We start from the raw sequence: 17,792 nt of genomic DNA on the forward strand, positions 1-17,792 counted from the left end.
TGTTGCTCGCCACTGTATCGCTGGCGCAAACAAAATGCAGACCAAGGTCTGCATTTTTTTATGACTTCTTTGCTTATTTCTTCGGTAAGCCTGTCACTGTCATTCCTGGAATGATCACGCGCTCTGCAAACCATTGCTTGTTCATCTCTAGAGCGTAACGAATGGGGGCTGTTGGGCAGTGGTTATTGGTGGTGTCAGCTTGCATTTCTTCAATATTCACAATCTTGCCGTCATCTGCAATAAATGCAATCGATAGGGGGATCTTGGTGTTTTTCATCCAAAAGCAATTTCCTGCTTTCTGTTCAAAAACAAATAACATTCCTGAGTTAGTGGGCATGCTCGTGCGATTCATCAGCCCAACTTCTCTTGCTTGAGGGGTATCCGCTAACTCTGCTTGAATACGATAAATTCCTGTTTTCAGTTCAATAGTCGGCAGGCCAGTGTTCACTTGCGCGATGGTGCTGATGGAGATCAGGAAGGAAGCGGCGCCCGCTAAGGTCAGGAGGATGGGTTTGATATTCAGAAGGTGCATGATGCTCTCTAGCAAATAGGGTGTGCGTGCATTCTAAGGGAGAAGAAAATATAGGCGAAAAAAACCCAGGAACAAGTCCTGGGTTTTAGTAATGATCTAAGAGCGATTAAGCTGCTTGGATATTGGTAGCTTGTTTGCCTTTAGGACCTTGGGTAATGTCAAACGTTACCTTTTGGTTTTCCTTGAGGGTTTTAAACCCAGGCATTGTAATTGCGCTGAAATGCGCAAACAACTCTTCTTCACCATCATCAGGTTTGATAAAACCAAAACCTTTTGCATCATTGAACCACTTAACAATTCCGGTCGCCATGCGAACTCCATTACATAAACTTAAAACAACCGTGATGAGGGTGAATACTTTTTAATCAGTCTCGCTCTACAACACGCCTAAATAGGACTTTAAATAAAGCCTATACCCTGATTGTTTGCCCTTTATGGTGAGGTGTCAAGGGGTTATATGCATATAGTTGGGGTGAAGTACCCCTTTTTTTATGAAAAAATGCCCCAATATGGGGTAAGTGGGCTTTATTAATGGTTTTTTCACAACAGGACCCCTGTAAATTTAAGTTTATGTATCTGTGTTTAGAATGTTTCTCATGAGTCGCACAACGAAAAATCCCACGGTTGGTAGTCCCAACAACCCCTACATCGAAGACACCGTCCTTCTCGAAAAGCAGGCCGAGAAAGTAAAGGAGCCCTCGATGTATAAAGTTTTACTATTGAATGACGATTACACCCCAATGGAGTTTGTGGTGATGGTCATTCAGGAGTATTTTAGGAAGGATCATGAAACGGCAACTCGGATCATGCTCCAGGTTCATTTGGTAGGCAAAGGCGTTTGTGGAATTTTTACCCGCGATGTGGCTGCCACCAAAGTGCATCAGGTTTTAGAGCTCTCCCGCGAAGCGGGCCACCCACTACAGTGCACGATGGAGGAAGCATGATTGCCCAAGAATTAGAAGTGAGTTTGCATATGGCGTTTGTTGACGCTCGGGCTGCTCGACATGAGTTCATTACGGTCGAGCACTTATTGGCCTCTCTATTGGATAACGCAACAGCGGTTGAGGTTCTCAAAGCTTGCGCAGTTAATATTGCGGAGCTGCGTGCGCAACTCAAAAATTTTATTAATGACAATACTCCGGTAGTGCCTGGTAACGAAGAGGTCGATACTCAGCCAACTCTAGGCTTTCAGCGGGTCATTCAGCGCGCCATTATGCACGTGCAGTCAACCTCTAGTGGCAAGAAAGAAGTCACTGGCGCAAATGTCTTGGTGGCTATTTTTGGCGAGAAAGACTCCCATGCGGTGTATTTCTTGCAGCAACAGGGTGTTACCCGCTTAGATGTAGTGAACTTTATTAGTCATGGCGTTCGTAAGGATCAGGCTGAACATGTGAAACCTGTAGATCCTGCACAAGAGACAGAAGAATCTGCCTCAGGTGGAAAAGAAAGTCCGCTAGAGCAGTTCACGCAAAATCTTAATGCTATGGCGCGCCAAGGCAAGATTGACCCCTTAATTGGTCGTGACAGCGAAGTGGAGCGTGTCATTCAGGTCTTGTGCCGTCGTCGCAAAAATAATCCTTTGTTGGTTGGTGAGGCTGGCGTTGGAAAAACAGCGATTGCCGAAGGCCTGGCCTGGAGAATTGTGAAGGGGGATGTCCCTGATATCTTGGCTGATGCTACCGTCTACTCCTTAGATATGGGCGCACTTTTAGCTGGCACTAAATATCGTGGTGATTTTGAACAGCGTCTTAAAAGCGTTCTCAAATCCCTTAAAGACAGCCCACATGGCGTTCTCTTTATTGATGAGATCCATACCTTGATTGGGGCTGGTGCTGCATCTGGGGGTACTCTCGATGCAAGCAATTTGCTCAAACCCGCTCTATCAAATGGGCAGCTCAAGTGTATCGGCGCAACCACCTTTACTGAGTATCGTGGCATCTTTGAAAAAGATGCAGCATTATCTCGCCGCTTCCAGAAGGTGGATGTTGTTGAGCCTACTGTAGATCAAACCGTCCAGATTCTGCGTGGACTCAAGTCCCGTTTTGAAGAACATCATAGTGTGAAATACGCTGCTGCGGCTTTAGTAGCTGCCGCTGAACTTTCTTCACGCTACATTAATGACCGTCATTTGCCAGATAAGGCAATCGATGTGATTGATGAGGCTGGCGCTGCGCAGCGTATCTTGCCAAAGTCTAAGCAGAAGAAAACGATTGGTCGCCCCGAGATTGAAGAAATTGTGGCAAAGATTGCGCGCATCCCCCCACAGTCAGTCACGGTGGATGACCGTAGCAAATTACAGACCTTAGATCGTGATATCAAGAGTGTCGTCTTCGGTCAGGACCCAGCAATTGAGGCGCTAGCAAGTGCCATCAAAATGACGCGTGCGGGCCTTGGGAAGATTGATCGCCCGATCGGTTCATTCTTGTTTTCGGGCCCTACGGGCGTTGGTAAAACTGAAGTTGCCAAACAGCTTGCCTACATTCTTGGCATTGAGTTGTTGCGTTTTGATATGTCTGAGTACATGGAGCGCCATGCCGTTAGCCGTTTAATTGGCGCGCCTCCGGGCTATGTTGGTTTTGACCAAGGCGGCTTATTAACTGAGGCAGTGAATAAGAAGCCGCATTGCGTACTCTTGCTTGATGAGATTGAGAAAGCCCACCCAGATATTTTCAATATCTTGCTGCAAGTAATGGATCACGGTACTTTGACAGATAACAATGGCCGTAAAACTGACTTCCGCAATGTCATCATCATCATGACTACGAATGCTGGTGCAGAGGCAATGCAGAAATCAACCATCGGCTTTACTAATGCTCGTGAGTCTGGTGATGAGATGGCTGATATTAAAAAGTATTTCACGCCAGAATTCCGCAATCGCTTGGATGCTATCGTCTCCTTCAAGGCGCTTGATGAAACCATCATCATGCGGGTTGTGGATAAATTCTTAATGCAGTTAGAGGAGCAATTGCATGAGAAGAAGGTGGATGCCACTTTTAGCCCTGCATTACGCGCCCACCTTGCTAAGCATGGTTTCGATCCTTTAATGGGGGCTCGGCCAATGCAGCGGATTATTCAAGATACCGTTCGCAAGGCTTTGGCAGATGAACTACTCTTTGGTAAGTTAGCACAGGGTGGTGCGGTAGCGGTTGATATTGATGCTGACGGTAAGGTGTTACTGGATTTTCAGGCACCTGCATTGCCGCGCAAGCTACCCAAGGCTGATGTGGCTCCGGCCGAAGAAATCTGATCCAAATTCAGAAACTAGTTTTTGTATGCAAACAAGACCACCTTCGGGTGGTTTTTGTTTATTTAGCAATAATGTCAACTCGCTATTTTGAATGAGCGTTATATGAGTAGGGATCAGAATTCAAATAAATACCCAGGAGGTAAAGATGAAAAAAATCCTAATTTCTGTAATGACAGCGCTCGCTTTATGCAGTTTTGTTGCTCCTGCCAATGCTTATGGTTGGCATGGCGGTGGATGGCACGGTGCTTGGCGTGGAGGTGGTTATGGGTATGGTTGGGCACCATTTGCAGTAGGTGCGGTGGCCGGAGCAGTAGTTGCTAGTACTTACTATCGTCCTGCACCCGTCTACTATGCAACGCCATACTATCAAGTGGCCCATAGAACAGCGGCATTTTGTCCTGAGAATGGACTCTACTACCCTCAAACCCAAGCTTGCCCAAGTGGCTGGCAGCAGGTTCCAGTTCAGTAATTTTAGGAAAAAATAAACCGCCCAAATAGAGAGGGGCGGTTTATTCAATTGCCGAGGCGTGATGCTTTAGCTGCGACCGGTGCTGCCAAAGCCCCCAGCACCGCGGCTGCTTTCAGTGAACTCCTCTACCACTTTGAGCTCAACTTGTTGAACGGGCATGACGACCAATTGAGCTAAGCGCTCCATTGGTTCGAGCTTGAAGGCTGTGTCACCACGATTCCAGGTGCTCACCATTAATTGACCTTGGTAGTCTGAGTCGATCAAGCCAACTAGATTTCCTAAGACGATGCCATGCTTATGACCCAAGCCAGAGCGCGGCAGAATAAAAGCAGCATAGCGAGGATCTTCAACGTAAATCGCTAAACCGGTTGGTATCAGTACGGTTTGTCCTGGTTCGATGTCGATTGTTTGATCAATACATGCGCGTAAGTCCAGGCCTGCACTACCTGGTGTCCCATATGCGGGTAATTGGGAGCGCATGCGCTCATCTAAAATTTTGACTTGGAGTGATTGCATGAAGATTCCTAAAGCAAATAAATGGATGAATTGCGCATGATTACAATTTTTTAGCCACTAACTGAATGAGTTGACGTGCTAAAACGAGTTTTTCAGCTTGAGCGAGTTTCTTGCTACCACGATCATCAATCACTAGTAATTGATTGAGATTGCTGCCAAAGGTATCGGGCCCAATATTGCCCACAATCATTGGAATGCCTTTACGAATTCTTTTCGCCTTTGCATGCTCGGCAAGTGTAGTGGATTCGGCGGCAAAGCCGACACAGTATGGATAAGGTTTGCCAGCTTTCTTTTTTACCGCCTTTGCAACGTCTAGCAAAATATCGGGGTTCGCAATCAATTCAATGGCAGGGGCTTTAGTTCCCTGGCGCTTCATCTTTTCTTTAGAAGGCTTGGCGATACCCCAGTCAGCCACGGCAGCGACAGCAAAGAAAATATCGCAGTCGGTCGATGCCATGGTTGCAGCATGCATCTCTTTAGCGCTAATGACATTGGTACGAGTAATGCGACCAGTTGCTTGAAGCGGTGTGTTCAGATCGCAGGGGCCTGCAATCAGATGCACTTGCGCACCAGCCTCAATGGCGGCCCGCGCAATCGCAAAGCCCATCTTGCCGGAGCTGTGATTGGTGATACCGCGCACTGGATCAATTGCTTCAAATGTGGGACCCGCAGTAATCAGTACGCGTTTGCCGGACAATACTTTCTTCTGAAAGAAGGCAATCACCTGTTCTGTAATTTCAGCGGGCTCTAACATTCTGCCCATGCCAATTTCACCGCATGCCTGAAATCCGCTAGCAGGGCCTAACAAAGTAACCCCATCAGCCTCTAAACGCGCAACGCTGCGAGTGGTGGCGCTGTACTCCCACATTTGGCGATTCATGGCTGGTGCAAGCAGGAGAGGGCAGTCACGCGCTAGACATAGCGTTGAGAGTAAATCATCGGCTAGACCCAGTGAAAGTTTGGCCATGAGGTCTGCGCTTGCGGGTGCAATGACAATAGCATCGGCTGCTCTGGAAAGCTCAATATGTGCCATATTGTTTGCAATACGCTCATCCCATTGATTGATATAAACCGGGTTGCCCGTTAAAGCTTGCATAGTTACGGGAGTAACAAATTGCTGGGCTGCTTGCGTCATGACAACTTGAACCGATGCACCCTCTTGCATGAGCAAGCGAGCAAGTTCCGGAGCTTTATAGGCGGCAATTCCCCCGGAAATACCTAGGACGATTTTCTTGTTTAAAAGTGATTGCATGGTGCCAGCTTAATTGGGTTAGGCAGTTTTGCCAAATGCCTTGCGCAACTCACCCCAAACTATCAGGGCGGCGCCGATGCAGATTGCGCTATCAGCTACATTGAATGCTGGCCAATGCCAAGTAGCGTAGTGAAGGTCAATGAAATCAACTACAGCACCAAAACGGATGCGATCCAATACGTTTCCTAGTGCACCCCCCAGAATCAAACTCAGAGCCCATGAGAGGGTTTTATCGCTCTGGCTCTTGCGCAATAGCAGCACGATATAAAGCGATGCTCCTAGACCCAAGGCGGTAAATAACCAACGCTGCCAGCCTGACCCTTGGGCTAGAAAAGAAAATGCCGCTCCAGGGTTAAAGAGCAAGAGCCAGTTCATGAAGGGCAATACTGCTTCAGGTTGGCCAAATTGCAAATGGGTCAATGCGAGCAGTTTGCTCACCTGATCAAGCAATATGACAAATATTGCGATCGCCAACGCCTTCTTAAAAGGCAGCTCTTGCTTGGTTTGCATTATGCGAATGAGCGACTTTCGCCGCTTCCAAAAAGATTACCAATACAGCGGCCACATAAATCTGGATGTTCTGAGTTCGAGCCCACATCATCTGTATGGTGCCAGCAACGACCACATTTTTTGAATTGGCTGGCGCGCACCAGAACCTCCAAGCCATCCTTAGAGTGCTCTACTGCAGCACTAGAAGTAATTGTGACGAAACGTAAATCATTTCCGAGGGAGTGGATTAAAGCAAAATCTGCCTCGGGCACTTTAATGGTGAGTTCTGCCTGAAGTGATGAACCAACATTGCCAGCCTCTCGTTCAACTTCAATGGCTTTGGTGACTTCAGAGCGAATCTCGCGAATGCGGTTCCATTTAGAAACCAAGTCATTTGCATCTTTGATTGCTGGGAAAGCGCCAAATTCTTCCATGAAGATCGATTCACTGGCCTGCTCTTGAGCGCCATGAGGAAATGATTTCCATGCCTCTTCTGCCGTAAAGGAGAGGAAGGGTGCCAACCATTTCAAGAGGTTGCGCGTGATATGGAAAAGCGCATTTTGCGCAGCACGGCGATCTTGTGAGTGGGGTGCACTCGTATACAGACGATCTTTCAGAATGTCCAGATAGAAGCCACCTAAATCCTCGGAGCAGAAAGTCAACATGCGTGCAACCGCTGGTTGGAATTCGTATGCTTTGTAGTGGGTTTCCACTTCGCCTTGCAATTGCTCAGCAAGTGCGACAGCATAACGATCAATCTCAAGCCATTGCTCTGTTGGTAAGACATGCTGGGTGGGATCAAAGTCAGAGAGATTGGCAAGCAAGAAGCGCAGGGTGTTACGAATGCGGCGATAACTTTCAGTTACTCGCTTGAGGATCTCATCAGAAATTGTCATTTCACCCGAGTAATCTGTTGAGGCAACCCAAAGGCGGATGATTTCTGCTCCTAATTTATCGGCGACTTGTTGTGGAGCAATCACGTTGCCGACCGACTTACTCATCTTGCGACCCTGACCATCAACAGTGAAGCCATGGGTTAATAGCGCTTTGTAAGGCGGCTTGCCATCGAGCATGGAGCCTGTCAGCAAAGATGAGTGGAACCAGCCGCGGTGTTGATCTGAACCTTCTAAATAGAGATCAGCCAAGCGACCTTCTGGTAATTCGGATTCAGGTCTAAAGAGTTCATTGCGATGGGAACCACGAATCACGTGCCAATGCGTTGTTCCAGAATCAAACCAAACATCTAGGGTGTCGCGATTCTTTTCGTATTGGGATGCTTCATCGCCAAGTAGTTCGCTCACTTCGAGTTTTTGCCAGGCCTCAATTCCGCCTTGTTCAACACGTTTTGCAACTTCTTCAAGAAGTTCGATGGTGCGAGGATGTGGTTCACCACTTTCCTTATGAACGAAGAAAGCCATTGGTACGCCCCATTGGCGTTGGCGTGAGAGCGTCCAATCTGGACGATTGGCAATCATGCTGTGAAGGCGTTGCTTGCCCCATGCTGGAAAGAATTCTGTTCCTTCAATACCGGCCAATGCAGTCTCACGCAAACTGGCTTTACCATCAGATGGTTTTTTATCCATACTCGCGAACCATTGAGAGGTGGCACGATAAATAATTGGGGTTTTATGACGCCAGCAATGCATGTATGAATGGGTATAGCTTTTCTCTCTCACCAAGCTACCGGCCTCTCGGAGTGCCTCAACAATTTTTGGATTGGCCTTCCAGATAAATTCATTGGCAAAGAGAGGGAGCCAGGAGGCGTAGACGCCATTGCCCATTACCGGGCTCAGAATATCTCTATCGGCTATCTGATGCTTTTTGCAAGACTTAAAGTCTTCCTCACCATAGGCTGGTGAGCAATGAACAATTCCAGTGCCGGTATCGAGGCTGACATATTCAGCTGCATAGATAGGGGATAAACGACGATAACCTGCATCGAGTTTTGCTAAGGGATGCCAGAACGAAATATTTTCTAATTGGCTACCCAAGCAGGTGCCGATAATTTCACCTGCCAGACCATATTCCTGAAGGCAGGTCTCCACACGATCTTTTGCAAGAATGAATAATTTGTCACCCACATCTACCAAGGCATAGATGAGTTCGGGGTTGACATTCAAGGCTTGATTGGCTGGAATCGTCCAAGGTGTCGTTGTCCAGATGACCGCCATACCAGGCTTTGCTGGTAAGTCATTTAAACCAAACGCTTTTGCTAATTGTGGGCGCTGAGCATCATCAAAAGCAAAGCCAACATCAATCGTTGGATCCGTCTTATCTTGGTATTCAACCTCGGCTTCGGCTAGTGCAGATCCACAATCAAAGCACCAATTGACCGGTTTGAGGCCGCGGAACACATAACCCTTTTTCCAAATATTGCCAAGCGCACGAATCTCATCTGCCTCGTTACGGAAGTTCATGGTGAGATACGGGTTATTCCAGTCGCCCAGAACGCCCAAGCGCTCAAAATCCTTCTTTTGTTTATCGATTTGCACTTGTGCATAAGCCCGTGCCTTTGCTTGCACCTCTGCAGTCGGTAAATTCTTACCGAATTGTTTTTCAATTTGGATTTCAATCGGCATGCCATGGCAATCCCAGCCAGGTACATAGGCTGAATCAAAACCCATCAACCAGCGTGACTTTACGATCATGTCTTTGAGAATCTTGTTAACTGCATGCCCAATATGAATATCACCATTGGCATATGGAGGGCCATCATGCAAAATAAATTTCGGTTGATTGGCATGTGCCGCACGAATCTTTTCGTAGAGCTTATTTTTTTGCCATTGCTCAACCCATTGTGGTTCGCGCTTCGCAAGATCTCCGCGCATCGGAAATGGCGTTTCTAAAAGATTAACGGGATATGAGTTTGCTTTTTCAGACATAGACTTTTTTCTGGAAATAATTTCTGGCGTGCTTTGCATCTGCTGCAATAGCTTGTGTGAGTGTGTCGAGGTCGGCGTACTTTTCCTCGTCACGAATTTTTTCTAAAAGCTCAACGGTCACAATTTTTCCGTAAGCATCTTGTTGGTAATCAAAGATATGCGTTTCAAGTAACACCCGCCCTTCATCCTCTACTGTGGGCCGTACACCCAAGCTAGCTACTGCTGGCAGAGGCTTATCACTCAAGCCAATAACCTGTGCTGTAAAGATGCCGCTCGTTGCAGGCTTACGATGATGAAGATGATTTGCAACTGCTAAATTTAAGGTGGGAAAGCCCAGTTCGCGCCCAAGCTTTTGTCCATGAATGACATGACCTGAAATACCATAAGGGCGCCCGAGTAATTTGGCGGCGAGTGTCATATCACCATTGGCTAATGTGGCGCGCAAAGCCGAACTAGAAATGCGCTCGCCATCTTCAAGAATAGTGTCGATGCTTGAAACGGTGAAGCCAAATTTTTCACCAGCTGCTTTGAGGCTTGCAAAATTTCCGGCACGTTTTGCGCCGTAGCAAAAATCATCCCCGATTAAAATCCATTTTGCATTGAGCCGCTTGACTAGAATTTCTGAAACAAACTCTTCTGGACTTAGGCTCGCAAAAGCCTTGTTGAAATGCTCAACCACCACTCGATCGATTCCCATTTGCGCAAACGCAGCTAATTTGTCACGCAGATTCAAGATGCGTGGTGGCGCTGCCTCCGGCGAAAAGAATTCCTTTGGATGCGGCTCAAAAGTCATGACGCAACTTATCAGCCCTCTTTCGTCGGCTCCTTCTTTTAGTTCTTTGAGCAGGGCGCGATGACCCCTGTGCACGCCATCGAAATTACCAATGGTTAAGGCACAAGCAGGTCCTGCAGAAAACTGGGTCGGGCCACGGAATACGTTCACAAAATCGCTTTCAGGGTAGCCTTCAATTATATTGTGGGCATGCAATCAATCGTTACCTTAATCTCAGGCCGCGGATCAAACTTCGAGGCAATCGTTAAAACAGCCCAAAAAGAGGCTTGGCCCGTTCAATTTTCGGGGGTCATTTCCAACCGATCTAGCGCTTTGGGGCTTGATTTTGCTCGTTCTCATGGAATTCCAGCCTTTGCCATTGAGCATCAAGAGCATCCCTCTAGAGAGTCTTTTGATGCCGCCCTCATCGAGCAAATTGATGCTTTAGGGGCTGATTTAGTGGTTTTAGCTGGATTTATGCGTATTTTGACTCCGGGCTTTATTCGCCACTATGAAGGGCGTTTGATCAATATTCATCCTGCTTTATTACCTGCTTTTCCTGGATTGCATACCCATGAGCGTGCTTTGGAGGCTAAAGTGACAACACACGGAGCTACTGTGCACTTTGTAAATGAAGGCGTTGATGAGGGTCCCATCATCTGCCAGGCCTCTGTTCCAGTGCTTCCCGGGGACGATGCAGCGACCTTGGGGGCTCGTGTTTTGGCTGCTGAGCATCAAATCTATCCACGGGCCGTAAAATGGTTCCTCGATGGACGATTGCGAATAGAAGGTAATCAAGTGAAGTTACAACCCCCGGAGTCGCAATTTTTTAAATTATGAGTAAAGAACGTTCATCCAGAAATGCCAGCCCAAGAGCCAGGGCTAGATCCAGCGATAGTAAAAACTACGCTACTAAATCAAAAGATCCTTTGCGTAACCCTGAGCGACGCAATGCGAGCGGCAATCTCATTGGGCCTGTCGGTCAAAAGAATTTTTCGAATGCCAAGGCATTGCCTCAGCATGCCATTCATTTAGAGCGCCTGTTGCCAGAGATGCTCAGTTTTGAGCAGCCTGCAGATCGAGTCGTCAGTCGCTACTTTCGGGCTGAGCCGCAACTTGGTAACCGTGATCGCGCCTTGATCGCAGAAAGTGCTTTTGCTATCTTGCGTCGTAAAAATGAGTTCTCACAATTGGCAGTGAGTGGTGAAGGCTCTCAGGCCAGACGCTTAGCTCTATTGGGTTTGATGTCCGCCTTGTCTGAAGGTGGCCTAGGCACATCGAATCGTGCAGAAAGCGCGATTGCCGATCTGGCGCACGTGCTCAAGCCGGGAGAGTACGAGTGGCTCGTTCATGTTTCTAAGATTGACCCGGAGACTTTAAACCCCCTGGTTCGCAATAATCTGCCGGAGTGGCTTTGGGATGCTTTTGGAAAGTATCCGGGTGAAGAGTCTCGTGAAGCCTTGGCTAAATCACTCATGCATCCAGCCCTATTGGATCTGCGCGCAAATACGATGAAGACTACGCGCGAGCAATTGCTCCTTGAGATGAATGCCCTGGGCGGTCGTTATCAAGCGATCCCAACGCCTTATGCGCCAGATGGCGTGCGCATCATGGGCAAGCCTGCGCTACAAAATACGGTTGGCTTTAAGGCCGGCATGTTTGAGGTTCAAGATGAAGGCAGCCAGCTGTTGGCTTACCTGTTGGCGCCTAAGCGCGGTGAGATGGTGGTTGATTTTTGCGCAGGTGCTGGTGGCAAGACTTTAGCAATAGGAGCCCTGATGCGCTCTACAGGCCGTTTATATGCCTTAGATACATCCGAGCGTCGCTTGGCAAATCTAAAGCCTAGGCAGGCCCGTAGCGGCTTATCCAATGTCCATCCTGTTTGGATCGATAGTGAGAATGACACCAAGATTAAGCGTTTGGCTGGAAAAATTGATCGTGTCTTAGTGGATGCGCCATGTAGCGGGATGGGTACCTTGCGCCGCAATCCTGATCTAAAGTGGCGTCAAACTCCTGAGGGAGTGCTCGAATTAAATGTTAAACAAGCCAATATTCTGGCTTCTGCAAGTCGCTTGCTAAAACCCGGCGGCCGTTTGGTTTATGCCACTTGCAGTCTCTTGCCGCAAGAAAACCAAGGGATTGCAGAAGACTTTTTAGCAAAACACCCTGAATTTGAAGTGGTGCCTGCTGCAGAAGTGCTTAAACCCCTGTTCCCAAATCAGATGCCGATTGGATGCAGTCCAGATAATCCTTGGTGGCAGTTGTGGCCCCATATTCATGGGACGGATGGATTTTTTGGAGCCGTCTTCCAAAAAAAGATAGTCGTTAAAGCGCCAAAAGAAGAAGCCTAAAAAGCTGGGAAAGCTTTAAAATAGGGGCTTACCATATCTTTAGGGACTCCCTTTTGAATACTGCTTCTTATTCTGGTTTTGATCTATTTCTCAATTGGCTTGCGCATGGCTATCTTCAATGGTCTTGGTGGGAGATCGTTGTTTACACTTTGCTCGTGACGCACATCACTATTGCTGCTGTGACTATCTTTCTGCACCGTTGCCAAGCCCATCGCGCCTTAGATTTGCATCCCATCATGTCGCATTTTTTCCGCTTCTGGTTGTGGCTTACAACCGGAATGGTGACCAAGGAGTGGGCTGCGATTCATCGCAAACACCACGCTAAGTGCGAAACCATCGATGATCCACATAGCCCACAAATTTTAGGAATCAATACCGTCTTGTCACGTGGTGCAGAGCTCTATAAAAAAGAGGCTGCCAATCAAGAGACCTTAAACAAGTTCGGACACGGCACCCCTAATGACTGGATAGAACATCATCTCTATTCTAAATTTTCATGGCAAGGCGTTGCTTTGATGTTAATCATCGACGTATTTTTATTTGGCGGTATTGGTTTGACAGTGTGGGCAGTGCAAATGCTTTGGATTCCAATTACGGCAGCTGGTGTGATTAACGGCATTGGACATTTCTGGGGTTATCGTAATTACGATTGCGAAGATGCATCCAGAAACATCCTTCCTTGGGGTATCTTGATCGGTGGCGAGGAGTTACACAACAACCATCACACCTACGCTACTAGCGCCAAGCTCTCTAACAAGTGGTATGAGTTTGATATTGGTTGGCTTTACATACAGATGATGAGTGCGCTTGGTTTGGCGACAGTAAAGAAGACTCCCCCCAAGCCTATTCTGAGTAACTTACGCCCTGCGGACCAGGGCACACTGGAAGCCATCATTGCCAATCGTTATGAAATCATGGCGCGTTATAGCAAGACGCTACGCAGCTTCTTTAGTAATGAAGTCCAGCATATGCAGGTATTGGCTGCGCATCTGAAGGATGCGCGCACATGGTTGGGCAAAGATGAATCTCGCCTGAGTGATGAAGAAAAATCCAAACTGGAAGAGTTAATTGCAAGCAATGCCCAGTTGCGCAAAATGATTGAAATGCGTCGTGATTTACAAGCCATCTGGGGCCGCTCTAATGCTACTGGCGATCAATTGCTAGCCCAACTCCATTCTTGGTGTCAGCGTGCCGAGGAGAGTGGTTTATCGAGCTTGCGCGAGTTCTCTTTGCGTTTGCGACGTTATGCATAAGCCAACGATGAGTTGGGTCTGCGCTCTCGAAGTTCAGATAATAAAAAACCCGCTGTATTAGCGGGTTTTTTATTTGTGAAGTAAAGAAATTACTTCAGCTTGGTTTCTTTGTAAGCAACGTGCTTGCGAATGGTTGGATCGAATTTCATGATCTCCATTTTCTCAGGCTTTGTACGCTTGTTTTTTGAAGTAGTGTAGAAGTGACCAGTACCTGCTGATGACTCTAACTTGATTTTTTCTCTGCCGCCTTTAGCCATTTGTGCGCTCCTTAAATTTCGCCACGTGCACGAAGATCAGACAAAACAGCATCGATGCCATTTTTGTCGATCACGCGCAAACCAGCGTTGGTTAAGCGCAAGCTGACCCAACGGTTTTCAGATTCTACCCAGAAACGACGATTTTGCAGATTAGGCAAAAAGCGACGCTTTGTTTTGTTATTTGCATGGGATACATTGTTGCCAACCATCGGCTTCTTCCCAGTGACTTGGCAAACTTTTGCCATGACGGACTCCATAATTGCGAAAAAAGAAGATTGTATCAGGCATAGAGGGTTTTGATCTACCCCTAATTGGCTTTAGTTTGAACGATTGGTGTAATAAATGGATCTAGACATTCTGAATTACCATTAAAGTTAGTAATTACTATCTTTAAAAGTCAATCTACATAAGGCCTGAGTCTGAAAATGAGAAAAAACCACTCCCGCTCACGATACAGTGATCAAGTAGTGGAATATCGACTAGTTGCAGGGCTTTTGTGAGGATGTTGGTTAAATCTTGATCAGCCTGGCTTGGTAGCGGACTCCCACTCGGGTGATTATGGGCCACGATGATGGCGCTGGCATTGCGGGTGAGGGCCTCCTTGAGGATTTCTCGTGGATAGACAGCTGTATGGGTGATCGACCCCCGAAAGAGCTCCTGGCACTCAATCAGACGATATCTGGAGTCTAAATAAAGACATAAAAAGACTTCATGGGGTAGTTTGCCTATTTTTGCCTGTAAAAACTCCCTGACATGGGTTGGCGAAGAAAAGATCGAGTCGTATGCCAGCCCTTCCTCCAGGCTACGCTTGACTAGTTCATAGGCGGCTTGGATTTGTGACCATTTTGAGAGTCCCATGCCGTGAATGCGCGTTAGCTCGTCAGGGCTAGCACTCAAAAGGCGAGGTAGGCTGCCAAATTGATGGAGAAGATCTTGGGCCAAGGCCACGGCGCTTTTGCCTTTAACTCCAACCCGCAAGAAGATGGCTAAGAGCTCAGCATCATTTAATGACTGAGCGCCTCGGGCGCGTAATTTCTCTCTAGGCTGATCCTCTCTTGGCCAATCTGGGATCGGAGAGTGTTCCTTGGTCGGCTGCCTAGATACAATTACCTTATGACTAAGCTTATTGTTCTGCCTAATTCCTATCTCACCCTCAACTATCGGCTGACTTTGCCCAATGGGGAGGATTACATCAATACGTTTATTGACCGTCCCGCGACGGTTTTGATGGGTTCTGGACAATTTGCGCCTTGTTTTGAAAAAGTGTTGTTGGGTTTAGAGGTGGGCGAGAAAAAAAGTGCCTTACTCCCGCCGGAAGAAAGTTTTGGCGAACGTAAAGATGAGTTGGTGCAGTGGGTTTCTTTGGGGGCGCTTAAAGAAGGCCGGGATGAGGACGCAGAATTTAATCCGGGTGATGTGATTGAGTTCAATGCCCCGGGTGGTGCTCAATATGCTGGTGTATTGCAATCGATTAACGAAGAGGGTGCTTGGTTTGATTTCAATCACCCCTTGGCTGGTCGCCCCGTTACCTTTGAAGCGCAAATTGTTGCGATTCTGTAGAACATATTTAAAGCAGCCATGAATCCGATAGATAGCCCTGAAATTTTGATGGCCCAGCCCCGCGGCTTTTGTGCTGGCGTAGACCGCGCAATCAATATCGTTAATGAAGCGCTCAATCGCTTTGGTGCCCCAATCTATGTGCGCCATGAAATTGTGCATAACGCATACGTGGTCAATGAGCTCCGTGAAAAAGGCGCGGTCTTTGTTGATGAATTGCACGAAGTACCCAAGGGTGGCATTGTGGTGTTTAGTGCGCACGGCGTTTCTAAAGAGGTACGACAAGATGCCGAACAACGTGGATTGCAGGTGTATGACGCGACTTGTCCATTGGTAACCAAAGTACATCTTGAGGTCGTTAAGATGTGCAAAGAAGGCTATACCGTATTGATGATTGGCCATGCTGGCCACCCTGAGGTTGAGGGCACTATGGGGCAGGTGAAAGAGGGCGTCTTCTTGATTGAGAAAATCGGCGATGTTGAGAAATTGACTTTCCCAAGTGATACCAAGATTGCCTTTGTAACTCAAACAACGCTCTCCGTTGATGAGACCAAAGAAATTGTTGATGCATTAACGAGCAAGTTCCCCAAGATTGTTCAACCTCGCAAGCAAGATATTTGTTACGCTACTCAAAATCGTCAAGACGCCGTTAAGTTGATGGCGCCTCAAGTTGAGGTCGTTATTGTGGTGGGTAGTAAGGCAAGCTCGAACTCGAATCGTTTGCGTGAACTATCTGAAAAGTTAGGTGTACCGTCTTACATGGTGGACGCACCGGAGCAACTCAAGGCCGAATGGTTTGCAGGTAAAAAGCGCGTGGGTTTGACTGCTGGCGCATCAGCGCCAGAGAGTTTGGCGCAGTCAATCGTTGCAAAGATCCAAGAATTTGGTCCGCGGCAAGTGCGAGCACTGCCGGGGGTGGTTGAAGATGTTACCTTTTCACTACCTAAAAATTTAGTTGATTAGGTAGTCAGTTTCAAAAGTTCGCGCAAGATGCCACACATCTGACGGATTTCATCATCAGATACATTGAGGGCTGGCATAAAGCGCAATAGATTGGGTCTAGGAGAGTTAATCAGAAGACCCTCCGGTGCGCGATCACGCGCTAGTTCCACTAATTTTCCGCCGATATCTTTTCCTAAAATCAGGGCGCGCAATAAACCCTCACCACGTTCACCGCCCAGATTAAATTCATGAGAAAGTGCCAGTAGTTCTGAGCGCAGAAGTTCGCCTTTTGCTTTAACTGAATCCAAGAAGCCAGGTGCCAGCAACTGTTCAATTACGCTGATGCCAACCGCAGTCATGAGTGGGTTGCCGTTATAGGTGCCACCTTGGTCACCCGGTACAAAACAAGCCACTGCATCGGTAGCTAACAAGGCGGCCAAAGGAACGCCACCACCAATACCTTTCCCCAAAGTCATGATGTCAGGCTCGATACCATAGTGCTGATAAGCAAACAAAGTACCTGTGCGGCCACAGCCAGCTTGCACTTCATCCACTATGAGGAGAATGCTGTTCTCTTTAGTAAATTGGCGCAGGTCTTTCATAAAAGTGGCATCAGCAGGAATGACGCCGCCTTCGCCTTGAACGGGCTCAAGCATCACCGCTACGGTTTTATCTGTCACCAGTTTTTTAACGGAATCTAAATCGTTGAGGTCTGCTTTCGGAAATCCAGGCACTTGTGGTGCATATAAGGTATCCCAACCTGGTTTACCAGAGGCGCTCATGGTGGCTAATGTGCGTCCATGAAAGCTATGGTCAAAGGTAATGATTTCAAAGGCGCCTGGCTTATTGAGTTGCCCCCATTTGCGGGCTAATTTAATGGCACCCTCATTGGCTTCAGCACCGCTGTTTGCAAAAAATACTTTGTTAAAGCAGCTATTTGCCGTCAATAGATTGGATAAGCCAATCATTGGCTCGTTATAAAAAGCTGGACTGGGGTTGATGAGTTTTTTTGCTTGCGCATTGAGCGCCTCAATCATGCCGGGGTTGCCATGACCCAAACAGTTGACAGCCCATCCTTGCAAAAAATCTAAATAGCGTTTGCCATTGTTATCGACTAGCCATGAGCCCTTACCCTCCACCATGATGACTTCTGGTCTAGGGGTAATGAACATGACGGAATGCGCATCAACAGTCTGGGCAGGATTATTCATTTGGATAGGTGATTGGTTGGGGTGGCAAATTGGAATCTATTATCGCGCTTTGAATCAAAAAT

At 47.5% G+C, this 17,792-nt stretch carries 19 protein-coding genes; 8 read left to right on the forward strand and 11 right to left on the reverse strand.

Annotated elements, in window-relative coordinates; genetic code table 11:
• Positions 1–73 precede the first annotated feature (73 nt).
• Both M2125_RS08450 and M2125_RS08455 read right to left on the reverse strand, forming a co-directional pair.
• Positions 74–532 (reverse strand): DUF192 domain-containing protein, encoded by a 459-nt coding sequence (locus tag M2125_RS08450; protein ID WP_076023782.1) that lies wholly within the window; start codon positions 530–532, stop codon positions 74–76.
• A 106-nt stretch (positions 533–638) separates the two neighbouring features.
• A complete protein-coding gene (locus M2125_RS08455; RefSeq protein WP_011903586.1) occupies positions 639–842 on the reverse strand; it encodes a cold-shock protein in 204 nt (67 codons plus the stop codon).
• 277 nt (positions 843–1,119) lie between these two features.
• Between M2125_RS08455 and clpS the strand changes: the two genes are divergently transcribed.
• The 3 genes from clpS to M2125_RS08470 all read left to right on the forward strand — a co-directional run bounded on the left by clpS (position 1,120) and on the right by M2125_RS08470 (position 4,248).
• Positions 1,120–1,476, forward strand: coding sequence for an ATP-dependent Clp protease adapter ClpS (gene clpS / locus M2125_RS08460; RefSeq protein ID WP_076023862.1), 357 nt, complete (start codon positions 1,120–1,122; stop codon positions 1,474–1,476).
• Positions 1,473–3,779, forward strand: a complete 2,307-nt coding sequence (gene clpA / locus M2125_RS08465) for an ATP-dependent Clp protease ATP-binding subunit ClpA (RefSeq protein WP_076023783.1) — start codon at positions 1,473–1,475, stop codon at positions 3,777–3,779. The genes clpS and clpA overlap by 4 nt, the downstream gene beginning before the upstream one ends.
• 145 nt (positions 3,780–3,924) lie before the next feature.
• Positions 3,925–4,248 (forward strand): hypothetical protein, encoded by a 324-nt coding sequence (locus M2125_RS08470; protein WP_076023784.1) that lies wholly within the window; start codon positions 3,925–3,927, stop codon positions 4,246–4,248.
• 66 nt (positions 4,249–4,314) lie between these two features.
• On the opposite strand, the gene dut is transcribed toward M2125_RS08470, so the two are convergent.
• From dut to M2125_RS08495, 5 genes are read right to left on the reverse strand one after another with little or no spacing between them, the layout of a single operon-like run.
• Positions 4,315–4,764 carry a dUTP diphosphatase gene (gene dut, locus M2125_RS08475; protein WP_280741844.1) on the reverse strand — a complete coding sequence of 150 codons (450 nt, stop codon included), beginning with the start codon at positions 4,762–4,764 and terminating at the stop codon, positions 4,315–4,317.
• A gap of 40 nt (positions 4,765–4,804) precedes the next feature.
• Positions 4,805–6,016: a bifunctional phosphopantothenoylcysteine decarboxylase/phosphopantothenate--cysteine ligase CoaBC gene (gene coaBC, locus M2125_RS08480; RefSeq protein ID WP_076023786.1), complete on the reverse strand. Its 1,212-nt coding sequence runs from the start codon at positions 6,014–6,016 to the stop codon at positions 4,805–4,807.
• A gap of 18 nt (positions 6,017–6,034) precedes the next feature.
• Complete coding sequence (gene lspA / locus M2125_RS08485) at positions 6,035–6,526, reverse strand: signal peptidase II (protein WP_076023787.1); 492 nt, start codon at positions 6,524–6,526, stop codon at positions 6,035–6,037.
• Positions 6,526–9,405 (reverse strand): isoleucine--tRNA ligase, encoded by a 2,880-nt coding sequence (gene ileS, locus M2125_RS08490; protein ID WP_425334240.1) that lies wholly within the window; start codon positions 9,403–9,405, stop codon positions 6,526–6,528. Before ileS ends, lspA begins: the two co-directional genes overlap by 1 nt.
• Positions 9,380–10,330, reverse strand: a complete 951-nt coding sequence (locus M2125_RS08495; RefSeq protein ID WP_280742826.1) for a bifunctional riboflavin kinase/FAD synthetase — start codon at positions 10,328–10,330, stop codon at positions 9,380–9,382. The genes ileS and M2125_RS08495 overlap by 26 nt, the downstream gene beginning before the upstream one ends.
• Before the next feature lie 39 nt (positions 10,331–10,369).
• Between M2125_RS08495 and purN the strand changes: the two genes are divergently transcribed.
• The 3 genes from purN to M2125_RS08510 are packed head-to-tail and all read left to right on the forward strand — an operon-like array spanning position 10,370 to position 13,763.
• Entirely contained in the window at positions 10,370–10,999 is a 630-nt protein-coding gene (gene purN, locus M2125_RS08500; RefSeq protein WP_076023789.1) for a phosphoribosylglycinamide formyltransferase, read from the forward strand.
• Complete coding sequence (locus M2125_RS08505; RefSeq protein ID WP_076023790.1) at positions 10,996–12,510, forward strand: RsmB/NOP family class I SAM-dependent RNA methyltransferase; 1,515 nt, start codon at positions 10,996–10,998, stop codon at positions 12,508–12,510. The genes purN and M2125_RS08505 overlap by 4 nt, the downstream gene beginning before the upstream one ends.
• 53 nt (positions 12,511–12,563) lie before the next feature.
• Positions 12,564–13,763: a DesA family fatty acid desaturase gene (locus M2125_RS08510; RefSeq protein ID WP_076023791.1), complete on the forward strand. Its 1,200-nt coding sequence runs from the start codon at positions 12,564–12,566 to the stop codon at positions 13,761–13,763.
• An 89-nt stretch (positions 13,764–13,852) separates the two neighbouring features.
• Here the strand turns inward: M2125_RS08510 and rpmG are convergent, their stop codons facing one another.
• The 3 genes from rpmG to radC all read right to left on the reverse strand — a co-directional run bounded on the left by rpmG (position 13,853) and on the right by radC (position 15,127).
• Positions 13,853–14,020 (reverse strand): 50S ribosomal protein L33, encoded by a 168-nt coding sequence (rpmG, locus tag M2125_RS08515; protein WP_015421876.1) that lies wholly within the window; start codon positions 14,018–14,020, stop codon positions 13,853–13,855.
• A gap of 11 nt (positions 14,021–14,031) precedes the next feature.
• Positions 14,032–14,265: a 50S ribosomal protein L28 gene (rpmB, locus tag M2125_RS08520; RefSeq protein ID WP_076023792.1), complete on the reverse strand. Its 234-nt coding sequence runs from the start codon at positions 14,263–14,265 to the stop codon at positions 14,032–14,034.
• Between the two features lie 157 nt (positions 14,266–14,422).
• On the reverse strand, positions 14,423–15,127 hold the full coding sequence (gene radC, locus M2125_RS08525) for a RadC family protein (protein WP_342394173.1): 705 nt from the start codon (positions 15,125–15,127) through the stop codon (positions 14,423–14,425).
• 6 nt (positions 15,128–15,133) lie between these two features.
• Between radC and M2125_RS08530 the strand changes: the two genes are divergently transcribed.
• Both M2125_RS08530 and ispH read left to right on the forward strand, forming a co-directional pair.
• Positions 15,134–15,580, forward strand: a complete 447-nt coding sequence (locus M2125_RS08530; RefSeq protein ID WP_076023793.1) for an FKBP-type peptidyl-prolyl cis-trans isomerase — start codon at positions 15,134–15,136, stop codon at positions 15,578–15,580.
• A gap of 18 nt (positions 15,581–15,598) precedes the next feature.
• On the forward strand, positions 15,599–16,540 hold the full coding sequence (gene ispH, locus M2125_RS08535) for a 4-hydroxy-3-methylbut-2-enyl diphosphate reductase (RefSeq protein ID WP_076023794.1): 942 nt from the start codon (positions 15,599–15,601) through the stop codon (positions 16,538–16,540).
• Here ispH and M2125_RS08540 read toward each other — a convergent pair.
• A complete protein-coding gene (locus M2125_RS08540) occupies positions 16,537–17,730 on the reverse strand; it encodes an acetylornithine transaminase (protein ID WP_277542154.1) in 1,194 nt (397 codons plus the stop codon). The two genes, ispH and M2125_RS08540, sit on opposite strands and share 4 nt — an antisense overlap.
• Positions 17,731–17,792: the final 62 nt, after the last annotated feature.

This window comes from Polynucleobacter sphagniphilus (assembly GCF_029892205.1).
In the GTDB taxonomy this organism is placed as follows: Bacteria; Pseudomonadota; Gammaproteobacteria; order Burkholderiales; family Burkholderiaceae; genus Polynucleobacter; species Polynucleobacter sphagniphilus.

Excerpts from the sequence above, each read along its gene's own strand:
- M2125_RS08450 (WP_076023782.1), bottom strand. The coding sequence starts at position 532 with ATGCACCTTCTGAATATCAAACCCATCCTCCTGACCTTAGCGGGCGCC.
- M2125_RS08455 (WP_011903586.1), bottom strand. The coding sequence starts at position 842 with ATGGCGACCGGAATTGTTAAGTGGTTCAATGATGCAAAAGGTTTTGGT.
- clpS (WP_076023862.1), top strand. The coding sequence starts at position 1,120 with ATGTTTCTCATGAGTCGCACAACGAAAAATCCCACGGTTGGTAGTCCC.
- clpA (WP_076023783.1), top strand. The coding sequence starts at position 1,473 with ATGATTGCCCAAGAATTAGAAGTGAGTTTGCATATGGCGTTTGTTGAC.
- M2125_RS08470 (WP_076023784.1), top strand. The coding sequence starts at position 3,925 with ATGAAAAAAATCCTAATTTCTGTAATGACAGCGCTCGCTTTATGCAGT.
- dut (WP_280741844.1), bottom strand. The coding sequence starts at position 4,764 with ATGCAATCACTCCAAGTCAAAATTTTAGATGAGCGCATGCGCTCCCAA.
- coaBC (WP_076023786.1), bottom strand. The coding sequence starts at position 6,016 with ATGCAATCACTTTTAAACAAGAAAATCGTCCTAGGTATTTCCGGGGGA.
- lspA (WP_076023787.1), bottom strand. The coding sequence starts at position 6,526 with ATGCAAACCAAGCAAGAGCTGCCTTTTAAGAAGGCGTTGGCGATCGCA.
- purN (WP_076023789.1), top strand. The coding sequence starts at position 10,370 with ATGCAATCAATCGTTACCTTAATCTCAGGCCGCGGATCAAACTTCGAG.
- M2125_RS08505 (WP_076023790.1), top strand. The coding sequence starts at position 10,996 with ATGAGTAAAGAACGTTCATCCAGAAATGCCAGCCCAAGAGCCAGGGCT.
- rpmG (WP_015421876.1), bottom strand. The coding sequence starts at position 14,020 with ATGGCTAAAGGCGGCAGAGAAAAAATCAAGTTAGAGTCATCAGCAGGT.
- rpmB (WP_076023792.1), bottom strand. The coding sequence starts at position 14,265 with ATGGCAAAAGTTTGCCAAGTCACTGGGAAGAAGCCGATGGTTGGCAAC.
- M2125_RS08530 (WP_076023793.1), top strand. The coding sequence starts at position 15,134 with ATGACTAAGCTTATTGTTCTGCCTAATTCCTATCTCACCCTCAACTAT.
- ispH (WP_076023794.1), top strand. The coding sequence starts at position 15,599 with ATGAATCCGATAGATAGCCCTGAAATTTTGATGGCCCAGCCCCGCGGC.
- M2125_RS08540 (WP_277542154.1), bottom strand. The coding sequence starts at position 17,730 with ATGAATAATCCTGCCCAGACTGTTGATGCGCATTCCGTCATGTTCATT.